This is a genomic window from Methylobacterium isbiliense, from assembly GCF_022179325.1.
In the GTDB taxonomy this organism is placed as follows: Bacteria; Pseudomonadota; Alphaproteobacteria; order Rhizobiales; family Beijerinckiaceae; genus Methylobacterium; species Methylobacterium isbiliense.
Window position 1 is genome coordinate 28,745 of sequence record NZ_BPQQ01000043.1, and the last position, 17,117, is coordinate 45,861.

Here is a 17,117-nt window from a genome sequence, read left to right on the forward strand (position 1 = left end):
GCAGGGTTTCGCCGCGGGCGTCTTCCATCGGCGCACCCTCCTGACGCAGTATCCCGCATGTCCGAGACTCAGGGAAACCTCGATCCGGACCGGGGAACGCGGTTGCGAGCAGGAGCGGAAACAGGATGACGACGCCCGACACGCCGCCGGCCGGCCCCGGCCCGATCGCCGCGCGTGGATTGGCGGGGGAGGCGAGCGATCATCGCGGCGACATCTTCTTTTCCGCCGTCGAGACGGCGCGGATGCCGATGGTCGTCACCGATCCGCACCAGCCGGACAACCCGATCATCTTCGCCAACCAGGCCTTCCGGCGGATGACGGGCTACGAGCCGGGAGACCTGATCGGCCGCAACTGCCGCTTCCTGCAGGGGCCGGAGACCGATCTGCAGACCGTCGACGAGGTGCGCCGGGCGATCCGGGAACGCCGGGAGATCGCGACGGAGATCCTGAACTACCGCAAGAACGGCTCCTCGTTCTGGAACGCGCTGTTCATCTCGCCGGTCTACGACCCTGCCGGCGACCTCGTGTACTTCTTCGGCTCGCAGATCGACGTGTCGCGCCGCCGGGACGCCGAGGATGCGCTGCGCCAGTCGCAGAGGATGGAGGCGCTGGGGCACCTCACCGGCGGCATCGCCCACGACTTCAACAACCTGCTGCAGGTCGTGGTCGGCTACGCCGACATCCTGCAGGCCGGCCTGGCCGATCCGGGCGCCGATCCGGGCCGCCTCGTGCGGGCGGCGGAGACCATTCGGGGTGCCGCCGAGCGGGCGGCCACGCTGACGCAGCAGCTCCTCGCCTTCTCCCGCAAGCAGGGCCTGGAGGGCCGGGCGGTCAACCTCAACAACCTCGTGGAGGGGATGGGCGACCTGGCCGGCCGCATCCTCGGCGCACCGATCACGGTTGCGACCGTGCTGAACCCGACCCTGCGCAACGCCCGCCTCGATCCGACCCAGACCGAGGTGGCGCTGCTCAACCTCCTCATCAACGCCCGCGAGGCGATGCCGGCGGGCGGCCGGGTCACGATCACCACCGAGAACCACGATGTCGCGCAGGACGATGCGGGGCCCCGCCCGCTGCCGCCCGGGCGCTACGTCGCGATCACGGTGGCGGACGAGGGCACCGGCATGCCCCCGGAGGTGCTCGCGCGGGTGACGGAGCCGTTCTTCACCACCCGGGAGGAGGGGCGCGGCGCCGGCCTCGCCATGGTCCAGGGCTTCGTCAGGCAATCCGGCGGATCGCTGGAGATCGCGTCCGAGGTCGGGCGGGGCACCAGCGTGCGGCTGATCTTCCCGGCCGGCGAGGCCGACGAGCGCCCGGCCGGAGCCTCGCGCCGCCGCGGCGTGGAACGGTCCGGCACCGAGACGATCCTGATCGTCGACGACCACGGCGACGTCGCCGCCCTCGCCCGCACGATCCTGCAGGATTTCGGCTACACCATCCTGGCGGCCGCGGAGGGCAGGGAGGCCCTGGAGATCCTCGACGGCGGCAGGCCGGTGGACCTGCTGTTCTCCGACCTGACGCTGCCGGGCGGCATGACCGGCGTCGTGCTGGCGCGGGAGGCCCGCCGCCGCCAGCCGCGGCTGAAGGTGCTGTTGACCAGCGGCGACGCCGGGACGAGTCTGGAGCGCACCGGGGCCGGCGGCAGCGAGTTCGAGCTGATCGACAAACCCTACCGCCGCCTCGACCTCGTGCGCCGGATCCGGGCGATCCTCGACGGGCCGACCGGCGTCGACTGATCCGGGAGGCTGTAACGATGGACGAGGGCCTCTCCCGCCGGACCGCGCTCGCGGTGCTCGCCGCCGGCACGCTCGCCCCGCGCGGCGTCTCGGCCGCCGAGGTCTGCCCGCTGACGCCGCAGGCCGTCGAGGGTCCGTTCTATCTCGATCCGCGCCTCGTGCGGGCGGACATCCGGGAGGACCGGCCGGGCGTGCCGCTGAGCTTGAGCCTGCGCGTCGTCGCGACGCCGTCCTGCGGCGCGCTGGCCGGGGCGCGGGTCGATGTCTGGCACGCCGACGCGCAGGGGCGCTACTCGGGCTATCCGGGCCAGGGCGACCGGGGGGCCTCGACGGTCGGGCAAACGTTCCTGCGCGGCACGCAGTTCACGGACCGGGAGGGCGTCGCGACCTTCCGCACGATCTATCCGGGCTGGTATCCCGGGCGCACCACGCACGTCCACGTCAAGGTGATCCTCGACGCCCGCACCGCCCTGACCGGGCAGATCTACTTTCCCGATGCGGCGAACGCCGCGGTCCAGACCCGGTCGCCCGCCTATGGCGGCCGGCCCGCCCGCGGCCGGATCAGCAACGACCGCGACGGGCTCCTGCGCGAGGACGACCCGCAGCGGCGGGGTCTGGCGCAGGTCACGCAGGAGGGGGAGGGCTTTGCCGCCATCCTGACGCTCGGCGTGCGGCGGGCGGGGGCCTGATCCCGGGAGCGGCGGCTGCGACGCGGCCGCTCCCGGTCGTCTCGGCTCAGGCGGCCATCGCGGCCTTCAGGTTCTCGTCGATCTTGTCGAGGAAGCCCGTGGTCGAGAGCCAGCGCTGATCGGCGCCGACGAGGAGCGCGAGATCCTTCGTCATGTGGCCGGCCTCGACGGTGTCGATGCAGACCGTCTCCAGCGTGGTGGCGAACTTCGCCAGCTCGGCGTTGTCGTCGAGCTTGGCGCGGTGCGACAGGCCGCGGGTCCAGGCGAAGATCGACGCGATCGAGTTGGTCGAGGTCTCCTTGCCCTTCTGGTGCTCGCGGTAGTGGCGCGTCACCGTGCCGTGGGCGGCCTCGGCCTCGACGGTCTTGCCGTCGGGGGTGAGCAGCACCGAGGTCATCAGGCCGAGCGAGCCGAATCCTTGCGCCACCGTGTCCGACTGCACGTCGCCGTCGTAGTTCTTGCAGGCCCAGACGTAGCCGCCCGACCACTTCAGGGCCGAGGCCACCATGTCGTCGATCAGCCGGTGCTCGTAGATGATGCCGGCGGCGTCGAACTTCTGCTTGAACTCGTTCTGGTACACCTCCTCGAAGATATCCTTGAAGCGGCCGTCATAGGCCTTGAGGATGGTGTTCTTGGTCGAGAGATAGACCGGGAACTTGCGGGCGAGTCCGTAATTCATCGATGCGCGGGCGAAGTCGCGGATCGACTCGTCGAGGTTATACATGGCGAGCGCGACGCCGGCATCCGGGAACTTGAACACCTCGCGCTCGATCACGGTGCCGTCCTCGCCCTCGAACTTGATGGTGAGGCGGCCCTTGCCCGGGACCTTGAAGTCGGTGGCGCGGTACTGGTCGCCAAAGGCGTGGCGGCCGACCACGATCGGCTGCGTCCAGCCCGGCACGAGGCGCGGCACGTTGCGGCAGATGATCGGCTCGCGGAAGATCACGCCGCCGAGGATGTTGCGGATCGTGCCGTTCGGCGACTTCCACATCTCCTTGAGGTTGAACTCCTTCACCCGGGCCTCGTCCGGCGTGATGGTGGCGCACTTCACGCCGACGCCGTGCCGCTTGATCGCCTCGGCGGCCTCGACCGTCACCTTGTCGTTCGTGGCGTCGCGGTGCTCGACCCCGAGATCATAATACTCCAGGGGAATGTCGAGATACGGGTGGATCAGCTTGTCCTTGATGGACTGCCAGATGATCCGCGTCATCTCGTCCCCGTCGAGTTCGACGACGGGATTCACCACCTTGATCTTCGCCATGACCGAACAGCCTTCCGTGAGCCGCAAGCGTGCCGGGCCGCCGGACCGGGGGCGCCGCAGGAGGCCCCGGCCTGACGAAGCCGGCCGAGCCGCGGTCATAGCGCGGTGCACCATAACGGGGAAGCCGCCGCGGCCAGATCCTGCCGGGCGGGACCGGTCGGGCGGAAAAAAGCCCCGGCCGGGGGCCGGGGCTAAGGAGGTCTGGTATGGCAACGCTTGGCCGGCGTGACGGTTCCGTCCGTGGCGCGACGCGGCGCGAGGCCGTAGAAGCGCCCCACGCCGTCCCGGCCCGCACAGCCCCCTCGCCGACGCCATGTCCGATCAGATGTCCGATCCACCGTCCGATCCGACGCCGCCCCGTCCCGTGGTCATCCTGGTCGAGCCGCAACTCGCCGAGAACATCGGCATGACGGCCCGGGCGATGGCCAATTTCGGCCTCGCGGAGCTGCGCCTCGTGGCGCCCAAGGGCGGCTGGCCCAAGAAGGGCGTGCGCGAGACGGCGTCGGGCGCCACGCACGTCCTCGACGGCGCCACCCTCCACGCCACGGTGGCGGAGGCGATCGCGGACCTTCATCACGTGCTCGCCACCACGGCGCGCGAGCGCGGGCAGATGAAGCGGGTGCTGGGGCCGGACGAGGCGATGCGGGCGGTGGCCGCACGCCAGCAGGCGGGCGAGCGGGTCGGGATCCTGTTCGGCCGCGAGCGGGTAGGGCTGTCGAACGACGAGGTCTCGCTCGCGGACGCCATCATCACCTTCCCGGTCGATCCGAAGCACGCCTCGCTCAACCTCGCGCAGAGCGTCCTCCTGGTCGCCTACGAGTGGCGCCGCGCCGCCGGCCTCGCGCAGCTGCCGTTCGACGGCGAGATGCGCTCGCCCCCGGCGCCGCGGGAGGCGCTGCTGGCGCTGTTCGGGACCCTGGAGGGCGCCCTCGACCGGGCCGGCTACTTCCCGCCGGAGAAGCGCGGCGGGATGGTGCGCAACCTGCGCGACATGCTGCACCGCATGCAGATGACCGAGCAGGATGTGCGCAGCCTGCACGGGGCCCTGAGGGCGCTGAGCCGGGAGGCGGCGGACGAGTAGGGCCCGTCCCGGCTGCCCCGCGCGCCTCGGGTCAGGCCGCGAGCTTGGCCAGCGACTGCTCGACGTCGGCGATCAGGTCCTCGACGGTTTCCAGCCCGATCGAGAGCCGCACCGTGTCGGGACCGACGCAGGCCGCCACCTTCTCCGCCTCGCGCAACTGCCGGTGCGTGGTCGTGGCCGGGTGGATCGCCAGGGACTTGATCTCGCCGATGTTGACGAGGTGGGAGATCAGGTCGAGGCCGGTGATGAAGTCGAGCGCCGCCCGCTCGCCGCCCTTGAGGGCGAAGGTGAAGATCGACCCGGCCCCCTGCGGCACGTAGGCATTGGCCACCGCCTCGCCCGGGTGGCCCGGCAGCGACGGATAGCTCACCCAGGCCACCTTCGGGTGCGCGCGCAGATAGCCGGCGACCGCCATGGCGTTGGCGCAGTGCCGCTCCATGCGCAGCGGCAGGGTCTCGATCCCGGTGAGGGTCAGGAAGGCGTTCATCGGCGACAGGCCGGGGCCGAGGTCGCGCAGGCCGAACAGCCGGCAGGCGGTGGCGAAGGACGTCTCGGGAAAGCGCTCCGCGACCACCAGACCGTCGTAATCCGGCCAGGGATCGGTGATGAGGGAGTAGCGGCCCGTGGCCGCCCAGTCGAAGCGGCCGGCATCGCAGACGATGCCGCCGATCACCGTGCCCGACCCCGACAGGAACTTCGAGGTCGAGTGGACGACGATGTCCGCCCCGTGCTCGATCGGCCGGATCAGGGCCGGGGAGGCCAGCGTGTTGTCGACGACGAGCGGCAGGTTGTGGCGTCGCGCCACCGCGGCGACGCCCGCGATGTCGATGACGGTGCCGCAGGGGTTCACGATCGACTCGCAGACGATCGCCCGGGTCGCCTCGGTGATGGCGCCCTCGAAATCATCCGGCGTCAGCCCGCGGGTGAACTGGGGCGTGAGGCCGTAGCGGGTCTCCAGCCGGCGCATCAGGCCGAGCGAGCCGCCGAACAGGCGCGCCGAGGAGACGTAGGCGTCCCCCGTCTGCATCAGCGTGAGGAGGACGAGCAGCATCGCCGACTGGCCCGAGGCGACGGCGACCGCGGCCTTGGCGCCTTCCAGCGAGGCGACGCGCCGCTCCAGCGCCGCCACGGTGGGGTTCGAGCCGCGGGAATAGGAGAAGCCCGTCGCCCGCATGGCGAAGATGTCGGCGGCCTGCTCGTTCGATTCGAACGCGAAGCCGTTCGTGAAGTAGATCGGCTGGGCGCGCGCGCCGGTCGCGGGGTCGGGGGCGGCGCCGGCATGGACCGCCCGGGTGGCGAAGGCGAGGCTGGCGGGGTCGAACGGCATCGGGTCGGTTCCGGGGATCAGGCGGCGCGGCGCACGCGATCGTGCAGGGTCTGGACGAGGTCGAAGGGCGCGTAGGGCTTCGGGATGAACAGCGCCCCGTCCGGCATGTCGTTCGGCCCCGGCGTGCCCATCCCCGAGACGACCAGCACGGGAATCCACGGCCAGCGCCGGGCGACGAGGCGGGCCAGCGCCAGACCGTCGATGGAGCCCAGCGGCATGTCGACGTCGGTCATCAGGGCATCGACCTCGCGGTCGCTCTCCAGCACCTGCAGCGCCCGGTCGGCATGCGGTGCCTCGACCACCTGGAACCCGGCCTCGACCAGCGTGTCGGACGCTTCCATCAGCAGGAGCCCGTCATCCTCGACGAGGAGCACCACGGGGGCCTCGTCCGCGGGAGGCTCGGATCGATCCGGGGATGATGTCATCGGTTGCAACGGCTGACGTCGGCAGGTGGTTGCTGCCTATGGGGCGCCATCCCCAGGGTCAAGCGGAGCCGGACCGGCCGCGTGCCGATGCCTCAGGCCCGATGCTTCAGGCCGAGGCCTCCTGCACGGCCCGCAGGGGGGCCGAGAGGGAGAAGACCACGCCCGCGGGCGGGTAGGTCAGGCTGGCGCGCCCGCCGAGGCTGTGCACCAGGGTGCGCTCGATCAGCCGAGTCCCGAAACCGCTGCGCGTGGGCGCCGCCACCGGCGGGCCGCCGGCCTCCTGCCAGCGCAGGGACAGCCAGGGCTCGGACGCCTCGGCGACGATGCGCCACGTCACGCTCACCCGCCCCTCCACCCGCGACAGCGCGCCGTACTTCGCGGCGTTGGTGGCGAGTTCGTGCAGGATCAGGGACAGGGCGAGGGCCGAGCGGGGTCCGAGGCGGACGGCCGGACCGTCGATCAGGAAGCGGTCCGGCCCCCGCCCGCCATGCAGGTCGGCGGCGCCCTCCACCACATTCTGCAGGTCGGCCGCCGCCCAGGACCCCTGGATCAGAATGTCGTGCGCGTGGGAGAGGGCGATGAGCCGGCCCCCGAAGGCCGTGGCCGCCTCCTCCAGCGAGGTGGCGCCGCGCAGGGTCTGGGTCGCGACGGCCTGCACCATCGCCAGGATGTTCTTCACCCGGTGGGCGAGTTCCTGCATCAGCAGGATCTGCTGCTCCTCGGCGTGATGGGCGTCGGTGACGTCGCGGGCCACCGCGAGCACGCGCTCGACCACGCCCGCATCGCCCTGGATCGGGGTCAGCACCACGTCCCACCAGCGCAGCGCGCCGCGCCGGGTCGGGGAAGCGGCCCGGAAGCGGCCGGTGCGGCCGGCGCGGGCGGCGGCCAGCGCGAGTTCGGCGGCGACGCGGTCGGCGGGCTCCGGCCACACGGCCCGCCAGTCGCTGCCGAGGATGCGGTCGTCCGGGCCGGCTTCGAGCACCGCGGCGCTGCCCGCGCTCAGCCACAGCACCGTCCCGTCGAGGGACAGGACCTCGATGCAGTCGCGGCTCGCCGCGAGCAGGCGGCTGGTGAAGGCCTCGCTCGCCCGCAGGCGGCCGTTCAGCTCCTCCATGGAGGCGAGGCGGATCTCGCCCTCGGCGAGCGCGCGGCCCTGGTCGTTCGCGGCGGCCCGCAGGCGTGCGGCCTCGGCGCAGGCGATCTCGGCGCGCATCTGGGCGAGGGCCGCTGCGGCCCGGGCCTCCGTCGCCACGGCCTCGGCCCGCGCCAGACGCTCGGCCGCCGCCTCCGCGGCCGACGCCGCATCGGCTGGCGGAGGATGGGAGTGCAGCAGCGCCTCTATCCGTGTCATCGCAGCGCAGACGCCCCGGCCTCACGCGCCCGACGGCCTGCACGACCCGCACGTGCGGCAGGCGGCACCGTCACGCGGAGCCGTCTGCCTGACGGACGTTCGAGACCGATCCGACGAGCGCCCGGACGTCGCGTCCGGCAGCGCCATTGGGCCGCTGTCACGGCCGTCCGACGCGATGCCCGGGAGTAAATCACAGGAACATAGCGCGCCGCAATGGCCGGGCTATACTTCGCCCCACCTTTGACTTGGGACGGGTTCGGCCGGGACCGAACTTGTCCGGGTCAGCCGGCGAGCGCCTGGTCGAGGTCGGCGATCAGGTCGCCCGGGTCCTCGATGCCCACCGAGAGGCGCACCACCTCGGGACCGGCGCCCGCCCGCACCTTCTGCTCGTCGCTGAGCTGCCGGTGGGTGGTGGAGGCCGGGTGGATCACCAGCGAGCGCGTGTCGCCGATATTCGCGAGGTGCGAGAAGAGCTTGAGGTTCGACACCAGCCGCACGCCCGCCTCGTAGCCCCCGCTCAGCCCGAAGGTGAAGACCGCGCCCGCGCCGAGCGGGCAGTAGCGCTTGTGCAGGGCGTGGTAGCGGTCGCTCTCCAGGCCCGGATAGCTCACCCAGTTCACCGCCGGATGGCGCGCGAGGTGCTCGGCCACCGCGCGGGCATTGTCGGAGTGGCGCTGCATGCGCAGCGGCAGGGTCTCGATGCCGTTGAGGATCAGGAACGCGTTGAAGGGCGAGAGGGCCGGCCCGAGATCGCGCAGGCCGAGCACCCGCACGGCGATGGCGAAGCCGAAATTGCCGAAGGTCTCGGACAGCACCATGCCGCCGTATTCCGGGCGCGGCTTGGAGAGCATCGGGTAGCGGTCGTCGCCCGCCCACGGGAAGGTGCCGCCGTCGACGATGAGGCCGCCGATCGAGTTGCCGTGCCCGCCCAGGAACTTGGTGGCGGAGTGCACCACGATGTCGGCCCCGTGCTCGAAGGGCCGGATCAGGTACGGGGTCGCCATCGTGTTGTCGACGATGAGCGGGATAGTGTGGCGCTTGGCGATGGCGGCGATCGCCGCGAGGTCGGTGATGACGCCGCCCGGATTGGCGATCGATTCGACGAAGATCGCCTTGGTGCGCGGGGTGATGGCGGCCTCGAACGAGGCCGGATCGTCGGTGTCGGCCCAGACCACGTTCCAGCCGAAGTTCTTGTAGGAGTGGTTGAACTGGTTGATCGAGCCGCCGTAGAGCTTGTTGGCGGCGATGAACTCGTCGCCCGGCTGGAGCAGGGCGTGCATCACCAGGAACTCGGCGGCGTGGCCCGAGGCCACGGCGAGCGCCGCGGTGCCGCCCTCCAGCGCCGCCACGCGCTCCTCCAGCACGGCGTTGGTCGGGTTGCCGATGCGGGTGTAGATGTTGCCGAAGGCCTGCAGCCCGAACAGCGAGGCCGCGTGGTCGACATCGTCGAACACGAACGAGGTCGTCTGGTAGATCGGCGTCGCCCGGGCGCCCGTTGCGGCGTCCGGCGCCGCCCCGGCATGGATCGCGAGGGTGTTGAAGCCGGGCAGACGGTCGGTCATCGGGCGACTCCGCGGAAGGGGATGCCCGTGCTCTAGGACCCGCCCGCGCCCGGGGTCAAGGGCGGGCGCGGCTCAGCGGTGCCGATGGTGCCGGTGCCGGGCGTGATGCCGCCCCGGCAGGCGGGTGCGGTAGGCCCGCGGACCCGGGTCGATGCCGAGTACGCCGTTGACGCCCCCCACCACGCCCCCGACCGTGCCGCCCACGATGCCGCCGACCGGGCCGGCGACCCGGTTGCCCTCGCGGGCACCGCGCTGGATGCCGCCGGGAACGCCCTGCGCCTGGGCGGTGCCCGCCAGGGTGCCGAGGACGAGGACAGCGAGAAGCCACGGCCGGATCATGACGGAACTCCTCTGATACCTCCGGACAACGGCGGCGCTTCCCGAAGGTTCAGAACGCGCCCCGCACGCCTGCGAACACGCTGCGGCCCGTGCCCGGGTAGAACGACACCGGCCCCGCCGGGCCGAGCGCCGCTGCGTTCACCACCACGGCGATGTCGGAGATGGTGCGCTTGTCCGTGAGGTTGCGGGCATCCACGAACAGCGTGACGCCGGGGGCCAGATCGAGGGCGGCCTGGACGCCGAGCAGCGCGTAGCCTGGCACCCGCTGGGTGTTGGCGTGATCGGAGAACGGGCCGAGCGGGACCCAGTCGAGGGCGGGCGCGAGGGAGAAGCCCGGCCGCGTATAGGCCAGCACCGTGCGCAGCACGTCCGGCGGGATCCCGGCGATCCGGTTGTTGCCGAAGACCGGGTCGGCCACGAAGCGGAAGTCGTTGTGGGTCCAGATCTGCGTCAGCGTCAGCGCGTCTCCGCCCGCGATCAGGCCGCGGGCGAGGTCGAGGCTCGCCGCCGCCTCGACGCCCTGGTGGCGGGTGCGGGGCGCGTTGAAGGTCGCGGCCGGGATGCCGAGGCCCGCATTTGGATTGAAGTTGATCAGTTCGTCGCGCAGGTCCGCCCGGTAGAGCGTGAGGTCGAGCGCGAGGTCGCCGATCCGCCCGCGGGCGCCGGCCTCCACCGTCCAGGCCCGCTGGGCGCGCAGCGGCACGAAGGTGCTGCCGGCGAGGTTCTGCTGCACGAGGTCGGAGAAATCCGGCACGTCCGCCGAGCGGGTGACGTCGCCGAAGACCTGCAGGTCGGGCCGCACCTGCCAGAGCAGGCCGAGCTTCGGGTTCAAGCCCTCGTAGGTGCGGTTGGCGAACTGTGCCGCCGGGTTGAGGGGCAGGCCGCCCTTGTCGCTGTAGGTGCGGTTGGCCGAGAAGAGCTTGGCGCCGGTCATCAGCGCCACGTCGGGCAGGAACCAGAAGCGGTTCTCGCCGTACGCCTCGTAGTTCGATGCGCTCTGGAGCGTGTTGCGGGTCTGTGCGCCGCGAGAGCCCGCCACGTTGAGGAACTGCAGGGCTGAGTTCTGGCCCGCGAAGGCCCGCAGGCCGAGCAGCGTCTCGTTGCGGAATCCCCCCACCTCGAAGGTGCCGGCCCAGTGGGGCGAGACGCCGTAGGTCCAGCCGTCCTGATCGATGACCTGGAAGATCGGGTGGTAGAGCGACTTGTGGATGGCCCAGCTGTCGATGTCGAGCTTGCCGACGTCGAGCAGGAACGAGGTCCGGTTGGCGATCCGCTCGGTCTCGACCTTGCGGGACTGGTTGCCGCTGACCGCCGCCGGGTTGGCCCGGGTCGGATCGGTCAGGGCCTGGCGGAGGGTCAGGGCCCCGGGCAGCTTCTGGTCGGTGAGGTAGAGGCCGGTATAGAAGCGCGTCTCGACGCCCGGCGCCAGCACGTAGCCGAGATTGGCGTTGAAATTCTGGGTGCGCTGGGTGTCGTGGATGCGGTAGCCGTCGGAGTTGGTGATCGTGCCGTTGACCAGCAGATCGGCCGGGCCGGCGATGCGCGAGACCTGGACGTTCTCGCGGATAGTGTTGAAGCTGCCGCCGTCGATGCGCAGGATGGTGGGCGCGAAGGCCGTGTGGGCGGTCGGGGTGACGAAGTTGATCGCGCCGCCCAGCGTCGTGGCCCCGAAGCTGAGGGCGTTGCCGCCCTTGTAGACCTCGACCGCACGCAGGGCGAGCGGATCGACCTGATAGAAGTCGCCGCTGCCGTCCGCGAGGTTGAGGGGGATGCCGTCCTGGAGCAGTTCGAGGCCCCGCAGGTGGAAGCCGCGGGCGATGCCCGAGCCGCGCACCGAGAGGCGCAGTTCCTGGCCGTAGCGCTCCTGCACGTACACGCCCGGCACGTCCTTGAGCACGTCGCGCAGGGTGTTGGCGTAGCGGTTCTGGATCGCCTCGGCATCCACGAAGGCGACCGAGCCGACCGTGCGCTCGAGGGTCCGGCGCAGTTCGGGAACGGAGGGCGCGGTCAGGGAGCCGCCGGTTCCGGCGACGTCGATCTGGGGCAGCGCGAGGATGTCGGGGCTCTGGGCGCAGGCAGGCGCGAGGCTTGCCGCGAGCAGCAGGCCCGCGGCGAGCCTGCTGCGCGCGAGCCCGGCGGGGAAGGGTGGACGGGGCATGGCGGCGCCTCCTGCTCCGCGGCGCGGCCGGCGGAGCAGCGGTTGATGACGCGGGGAGCGCGGGGCTCCTCGGCCGGACGGGCGTGCGACCTCACGCCTCGTCTCCCCGGCCAGCGCCCCGCCGAGCGAACTCGCGCAGCCCCGCCTCTCCGGTGCGGACGAGGCGAGGCTGCGTACGCCTTGCGGGCGGCGGGCCTCAGTGGTGGTGGTGTTCGTCGGCCGCGGCCGCGGGCGCCCCGCCCGGTGCCGCCGCTCCGATCGGCGCGACGGGGAAGCGCACCGGCACGGTGCCGGCCCGTTCGAAGGTGAGCGTCCCCTCGATCGTCTCACCCGCCTTCACCGGCCCCTTCAGGTCGAGGAACATCAGGTGATAGCCGCCGGGCTTGAGTTCGACGGTCTCGCCGGGCTTGATCGTCAGCCCGGACTCCAGCGGGGCCATGCGCATCACGCCGCCCGTGTTGGACATCTCGTGCACCTCGGCCCGGCCCGCGAGCGGGATCGCGGCGCCGACGAGCCGGTCGGGCGCGCTGCCGCCGTTGGTGATGCGCAGATACCCGCCCGCCACCTTGGCGCCGCCCGGCGTGGCGCGCATCCAGGGCTGGACGATGGAGAGGTCGCCCGCCTTGACGGCCGCGGCGGGCGCGGCAGAGGCGGCCGGTGCGGCCTTGGCGGCGGCGGCAATCCGCACGCCCGGCGCCGGGGATTTCAGGCTCCGCGCACTCTGCCCGGCCGCCGGGATCTCGCTCCAGGCGTGGCTTCCTGCCGTGCAGTCCTGGCGCACCGGGAAATAGACCGTCTGGCCCGGCGCGAAGGCGTCCGTGATCCGGGCCTGGAACACGAACTCGTCGAACTGGTCGTCGGGCAGGCTGCCGCCGCTCCAGCTGATCTCCTTCACGCCCTCGCTCACCTCGCCGTGGTAGTGCGGGTAGGCGCGGGCATAGGGTCCCTTGACGGTCGAGAGGGTCCAGCCGGGCTTCGGCATCGGCTTGGCGGCGATCACGCCCTCCGGCACCGTCACGGTGACGCGGGTGGTGGGCTGGCCCTGGCAGCCGTGGCCGATCTGCAGGACGGCGCGGTAGGACTGGTTCGGGCTCGCCTCGCCGCGCTCCAGCACGGCATGCGCGAGGGCCGGGGACGGGATGACGGGGGACGAGAGGGCGGCGGCGCAGAGGGCGCCCGTGAGGAGAGAACGCATGGGTTCGGGTCCGTTTGCGTGAGGGCACGGGTGGAGGCGGCCCGGACGGGCCGCACGGCGCTCAGGCGAACGGGGGACCTCGGGCGGTGGCGGCGCGCTGCGGCGGGCCGCGGGCCGGCAGGCCCGGGTGCCGCTGCCACAGGACGCGCAGCACGGGCCGGGCGGGCCACGCCGCCTCGGCGGCGGGCGCGGGCAGAAGCGGCAGGGCAGGGCAGCAGACGGTGCAGCACGGATGCGCCGCGTGCGGGGCGGGCGCCTCCTCGCCCGGGAGGTGGGTGGCGCAGATGAGGCCGGCCGCCGCCGCGGCAGGGACCGGGCTCAGGCCGGCCAGGAAGGCCTGGAGCACGAGCCCGTAGAGCGCGAGCAGGGCCGCGAGCGCGCGCAGGCGCCCCGACCGCTTCCGATGCCGCTCCGTGCTCATGGCGGGTTCGTTACCGCAAACGGCCCTCGTTCCGCCACGGTCGCGGCGGTCGCAGGCGGGGGCGAATCGCGACCGCGCCGGCGATTGTTGCCGAGGGGCCGCAGTCCACACCTATCCAGAGGCTCACGGCAGCGCTTGCCCGCCCCGCCACATTCTGGCCCGCTCCTCATGGGTTCTTAACGGCACTTCGACACGGTCGCGGCAGGAACGCCGGCCGGCCCCTCCGAACCGGCACCATGCCCGCGACCCTCATCCTTCCCCGGGGATCCTGCTTCCCCACGGATCCCGCCTTCCCCAAGGTTCACGCCTAAGGATCACGAGCTTGCCTCCCATGCTGACACGCGCTTCCCTCCGCGGTTCGCTCGGCCTGGCGCTGCTGGCCGCCGCCCTCCCGGCCGCGGCCGAGGAGCGCGGCCTGCCCCAGGCCGAATGGGCGCAGAACTACGACTCCGCCTCGACGATGCGGGTCCAGCGCTCGAACACGCCGATCCTCTCGCCCCAGACCCTGGCCGCCACCGAGCAGATGCTCGAGCGCTACCGCGACATCGTGACCCGCGGCGGCTGGCAGCCCGTCTCGGGCGCCGAGCGCCTGCGCGTCGGCACCAAGAGCCCCGTGGTCGCGGCCCTGCGCCAGCGCCTGATCGTCTCGGGCGACCTCGACCCGGCCGCCGGCTCCTCGCCGGTCTACGATTCCTACGTCGAGGCGGCGGTGCGCCGCTTCCAGGCCCGGCACGGCCTCAACCAGACCGGGTCGATGAACATCACGACCGTTCAGGCCATGAACGTGCCGGCCGACGTGCGGCTGCGCCAGCTCGAACTCAACGCGGTGCGGCTGCGCTCCTATTCGGGCAACCTCGGGGCGCGCTACGTCATCGTCAACATCCCGGCGGCTCTCGTCGAGACGGTGGAGGGCGACCACGTCGCCACCCGTCACGCCGCCGGCGTCGGCAAGATCGACCGGCAGTCGCCGGTGATGAACGCCAAGATCCAGGAGGTGAACTTCAACCCCTACTGGACCGTGCCGGCCTCGATCATCAAGAAGGACCTGATCCCGAAGATGCAGAAGGAGCCGTCGTACCTGACGGACAACAAGATCCGTATCTTCGACGGCGAGCGCGAGATCCCGCCCTCCCAGGTCAACTGGCGCTCCGACGAGGCGACCCGCTACCGCTTCCGCCAGGATCCGGGCGTCGACCTCAACTCGATGGGCTTCGTGCGGATCAACATCCCTAACCCGCACGGCGTGTACATGCACGACACGCCCGCCAAGGGCATCTTCGGCGACGATTTCCGCTTCGTGTCGTCGGGCTGCGTGCGCGTGCAGAACGTGCGCGACTACGTTGCCTGGATCCTCCAGGGCACCCCGAACGGCAACCCGGACACGATCGAGGCGATCATCCAGGGCGGCCAGCGCGTCGACGCCCGCCCGGTGGCGCCGATCCCGGTCTACTGGACCTACATCACCGCGTGGTCCACGCCGGACGGCCTCGTGCAGTTCCGCGACGACATCTACAAGCGCGACGGCGTCGGCGCCCCCACGGCCGCGATGACCGCCGCCGCGCAGGGTCCGCGCAACTTCAACCCCGACGAGGACGATCAGACCAACTGATCGCGCGTTCTCCTCGACCCTGTCGGACACGGCCCGGGCGAACCCCGGGCCGTTCCCATTTCGGCGATCCGATCCCATGCCCGATGACCCGTCCCCGCCCGCTCCCCGCCTCGACGAGGTCGAGATCCGCCTCACGCATCAGGAGCGCACGATCGAGGACCTCAGCCGCACCGTCGCCGAGCAATGGGCGCGCATCGACCTGCTGACCCGGCAGGTCGCCGGCCTGAGCGAGCGCCTGCGCGAGATGGTAGAGCGCCCGGTCTCGGCCGCGCCCGAGCCGCCTCCGCCGCATTACTGATCAAGGCCGCGCAAGTTTTTCTGCAGGGGCATTAAGTTTTTCTGTTCGCTCGCTTCCTTGACTTAAAACGGGTTGAGCAGGTACCACGGTCGTCACGTTTCGGGCGCCCGCCGATCCGGCTCGTTCGCACCGCCACTCTCCCGCGCACCAGGACCTCGTCCAGAGCGGCGAGGCGGCTCGCCGCGTTGGCCGGTGTTCCGGCCGCGTGTACAAGCCGGCCGGCGGAAGGCCTGACCGACAACAAGCCGTCCGTGGGGCGAAACTCTCAACCGTCGAGGTCAACATGAGCGCGGGCACCGCCAATTCTTCCCTGTCGAACTCGTTCTTCTCGGCCTCGCTGGCCGACGTCGATCCCGAACTCGCCCGCGCGGTCGATCAGGAGCTGGGCCGGCAGCAACACGAGATCGAGCTGATCGCCTCCGAGAACATCGTATCGCGGGCGGTGCTGGAGGCGCAGGGCTCGGTTCTCACCAACAAGTACGCGGAAGGCTATCCGGGCCGCCGCTACTACGGCGGCTGCGAGTTCGTGGACGTGGCCGAGAACCTCGCCATCGACCGCGCCAAGCGCCTGTTCGGCTGCGCCTTCGCCAACGTGCAGCCGAATTCCGGCTCGCAGGCGAACCAGGCCGTGTTCATGGCCACGATGCAGCCCGGCGACACCTTCCTGGGTCTCGACCTCGCGGCGGGCGGCCACCTCACACACGGCGCGCCCCCGAACGTCTCGGGCAAGTGGTTCAAGCCGGTCTCCTACACGGTGCGGCGCGAGGACCAGCGCATCGACATGGAGCAGGTCGCCAAGCTCGCCGAGGAGCACAAGCCGAAGGTCATCATCGCGGGCGGCTCGGGCTATCCCCGGCACTGGGACTTCGCGAAGTTCCGCGAGATCGCTGACAGCGTCGGCGCCGTGTTCTTCGTCGACATGGCCCACTTCGCCGGCCTCGTCGCGGGCGGCGTGCACCCCTCGCCCTTCCCGCACGCCCACGTGGTCACCACGACCACCCACAAGACCCTGCGCGGCCCGCGCGGCGGCATGATCCTGACGAACGACGAGGCGCTGGCCAAGAAGTTCAACTCGGCCGTGTTCCCCGGCCTGCAGGGCGGTCCGCTGATGCACGTCATCGCCGGCAAGGCGGTGGCCTTCGGCGAGGCGCTCAAGCCCGAGTTCAAGCTCTACTCCAAGCAGGTGGTGGAGAACGCCCGCGCGCTCGCCGACACGATCATCTCGGGCGGCTTCGACATCACCACCGGCGGCACCGACAACCACCTGATGCTGGTGGACCTGCGCGCCAAGAGCGTGACCGGCAAGGCCGCCGAGGCCGCCCTGTCGCGGGCCGGCATCACCTGCAACAAGAACGGCGTGCCGTTCGACCCGCAGAAGCCCACCATCACCTCCGGCATCCGCCTGGGCACTCCGGCCGCCACCTCCCGCGGCTTCGGCGTGGCCGAATTCAAGAAGGTGGGCGAACTCATCGTCACGGTGCTCGACGGCGTCGCCCGCAACGGCGAGGCGGGCGACCCGGCCGCCGAGGAGAAGGTCGGGCAGGAGGTCCGCGCGCTGACCGACCGCTTCCCCATCTACGGCTGATCGATTACACGCCTTGGGACGGCCGGGCTCGTGCGAGCGAGCCCGGCCGTTCCCGTTTAGATCGCGTGGCCGCCCGGGCG

General features: G+C 71.6%; 15 protein-coding genes. 6 read left to right on the top strand and 9 right to left on the bottom strand.

Translation table 11 applies throughout. From position 1 onward, the window contains the following. Window positions 1-125: 125 nt before the first annotated feature. Together MFF61_RS18955 and MFF61_RS18960 are read left to right on the top strand one after the other, a co-directional pair. Window positions 126-1,736 carry a histidine kinase famiy protein gene (locus MFF61_RS18955; RefSeq protein ID WP_238237029.1) on the top strand — a complete coding sequence of 537 codons (1,611 nt, stop codon included), beginning with the start codon at window positions 126-128 and terminating at the stop codon, window positions 1,734-1,736. 17 nt (window positions 1,737-1,753) lie between these two features. Next, window positions 1,754-2,425, top strand: a complete 672-nt coding sequence (locus MFF61_RS18960; RefSeq protein WP_238237031.1) for an intradiol ring-cleavage dioxygenase — start codon at window positions 1,754-1,756, stop codon at window positions 2,423-2,425. Between the two features lie 46 nt (window positions 2,426-2,471). Here MFF61_RS18960 and MFF61_RS18965 read toward each other — a convergent pair whose 3' ends face one another. After that, on the bottom strand, window positions 2,472-3,686 hold the full coding sequence (locus tag MFF61_RS18965) for an NADP-dependent isocitrate dehydrogenase (RefSeq protein WP_238237033.1): 1,215 nt from the start codon (window positions 3,684-3,686) through the stop codon (window positions 2,472-2,474). Between the two features lie 325 nt (window positions 3,687-4,011). Between MFF61_RS18965 and MFF61_RS18970 the strand changes: the two genes are divergently transcribed. Continuing rightward, window positions 4,012-4,767, top strand: a complete 756-nt coding sequence (locus tag MFF61_RS18970; protein WP_238237036.1) for an RNA methyltransferase — start codon at window positions 4,012-4,014, stop codon at window positions 4,765-4,767. 31 nt (window positions 4,768-4,798) lie between these two features. Here MFF61_RS18970 and MFF61_RS18975 read toward each other — a convergent pair whose 3' ends face one another. The 8 genes from MFF61_RS18975 to MFF61_RS19010 all read right to left on the bottom strand — a co-directional run bounded on the left by MFF61_RS18975 (window position 4,799) and on the right by MFF61_RS19010 (window position 13,545). Beyond that, window positions 4,799-6,094: an O-acetylhomoserine aminocarboxypropyltransferase/cysteine synthase family protein gene (locus MFF61_RS18975; protein WP_238237040.1), complete on the bottom strand. Its 1,296-nt coding sequence runs from the start codon at window positions 6,092-6,094 to the stop codon at window positions 4,799-4,801. A 17-nt stretch (window positions 6,095-6,111) separates the two neighbouring features. Then, the gene (locus MFF61_RS18980; RefSeq protein ID WP_238237041.1) at window positions 6,112-6,519 is read right to left on the bottom strand and encodes a response regulator; all 408 of its coding nucleotides are present in this window, start codon (window positions 6,517-6,519) and stop codon (window positions 6,112-6,114) included. Window positions 6,520-6,625: 106 nt separating this feature from the next. Continuing rightward, entirely contained in the window at window positions 6,626-7,870 is a 1,245-nt protein-coding gene (locus MFF61_RS18985) for a sensor histidine kinase (RefSeq protein ID WP_238237042.1), read from the bottom strand. Between the two features lie 281 nt (window positions 7,871-8,151). Further along, window positions 8,152-9,432: an O-acetylhomoserine aminocarboxypropyltransferase gene (locus MFF61_RS18990; protein WP_238237043.1), complete on the bottom strand. Its 1,281-nt coding sequence runs from the start codon at window positions 9,430-9,432 to the stop codon at window positions 8,152-8,154. Between the two features lie 72 nt (window positions 9,433-9,504). After that, window positions 9,505-9,771: a hypothetical protein gene (locus MFF61_RS18995; RefSeq protein WP_238237044.1), complete on the bottom strand. Its 267-nt coding sequence runs from the start codon at window positions 9,769-9,771 to the stop codon at window positions 9,505-9,507. A gap of 49 nt (window positions 9,772-9,820) precedes the next feature. Then, the gene (locus tag MFF61_RS19000) at window positions 9,821-11,929 is read right to left on the bottom strand and encodes a TonB-dependent receptor family protein (protein WP_238237045.1); all 2,109 of its coding nucleotides are present in this window, start codon (window positions 11,927-11,929) and stop codon (window positions 9,821-9,823) included. A gap of 196 nt (window positions 11,930-12,125) precedes the next feature. Then, window positions 12,126-13,124, bottom strand: coding sequence for a copper chaperone PCu(A)C domain-containing protein (locus tag MFF61_RS19005; RefSeq protein ID WP_238237046.1), 999 nt, complete (start codon window positions 13,122-13,124; stop codon window positions 12,126-12,128). 61 nt (window positions 13,125-13,185) lie between these two features. After that, on the bottom strand, window positions 13,186-13,545 hold the full coding sequence (locus MFF61_RS19010) for a hypothetical protein (protein WP_238237047.1): 360 nt from the start codon (window positions 13,543-13,545) through the stop codon (window positions 13,186-13,188). 331 nt (window positions 13,546-13,876) lie between these two features. On the opposite strand from MFF61_RS19010, the gene MFF61_RS19015 reads away from it, so the two are divergent. The 3 genes from MFF61_RS19015 (at window position 13,877) to glyA (ending at window position 17,037) form a co-directional block, all read left to right on the top strand. Beyond that, window positions 13,877-15,154, top strand: coding sequence for a L,D-transpeptidase family protein (locus MFF61_RS19015; protein ID WP_238237048.1), 1,278 nt, complete (start codon window positions 13,877-13,879; stop codon window positions 15,152-15,154). A gap of 76 nt (window positions 15,155-15,230) precedes the next feature. Then, window positions 15,231-15,452, top strand: coding sequence for a SlyX family protein (locus MFF61_RS19020; protein WP_238237049.1), 222 nt, complete (start codon window positions 15,231-15,233; stop codon window positions 15,450-15,452). Window positions 15,453-15,735: 283 nt separating this feature from the next. Then, window positions 15,736-17,037: a serine hydroxymethyltransferase gene (gene glyA / locus MFF61_RS19025; protein ID WP_238237050.1), complete on the top strand. Its 1,302-nt coding sequence runs from the start codon at window positions 15,736-15,738 to the stop codon at window positions 17,035-17,037. Window positions 17,038-17,117 lie beyond the last annotated feature (80 nt).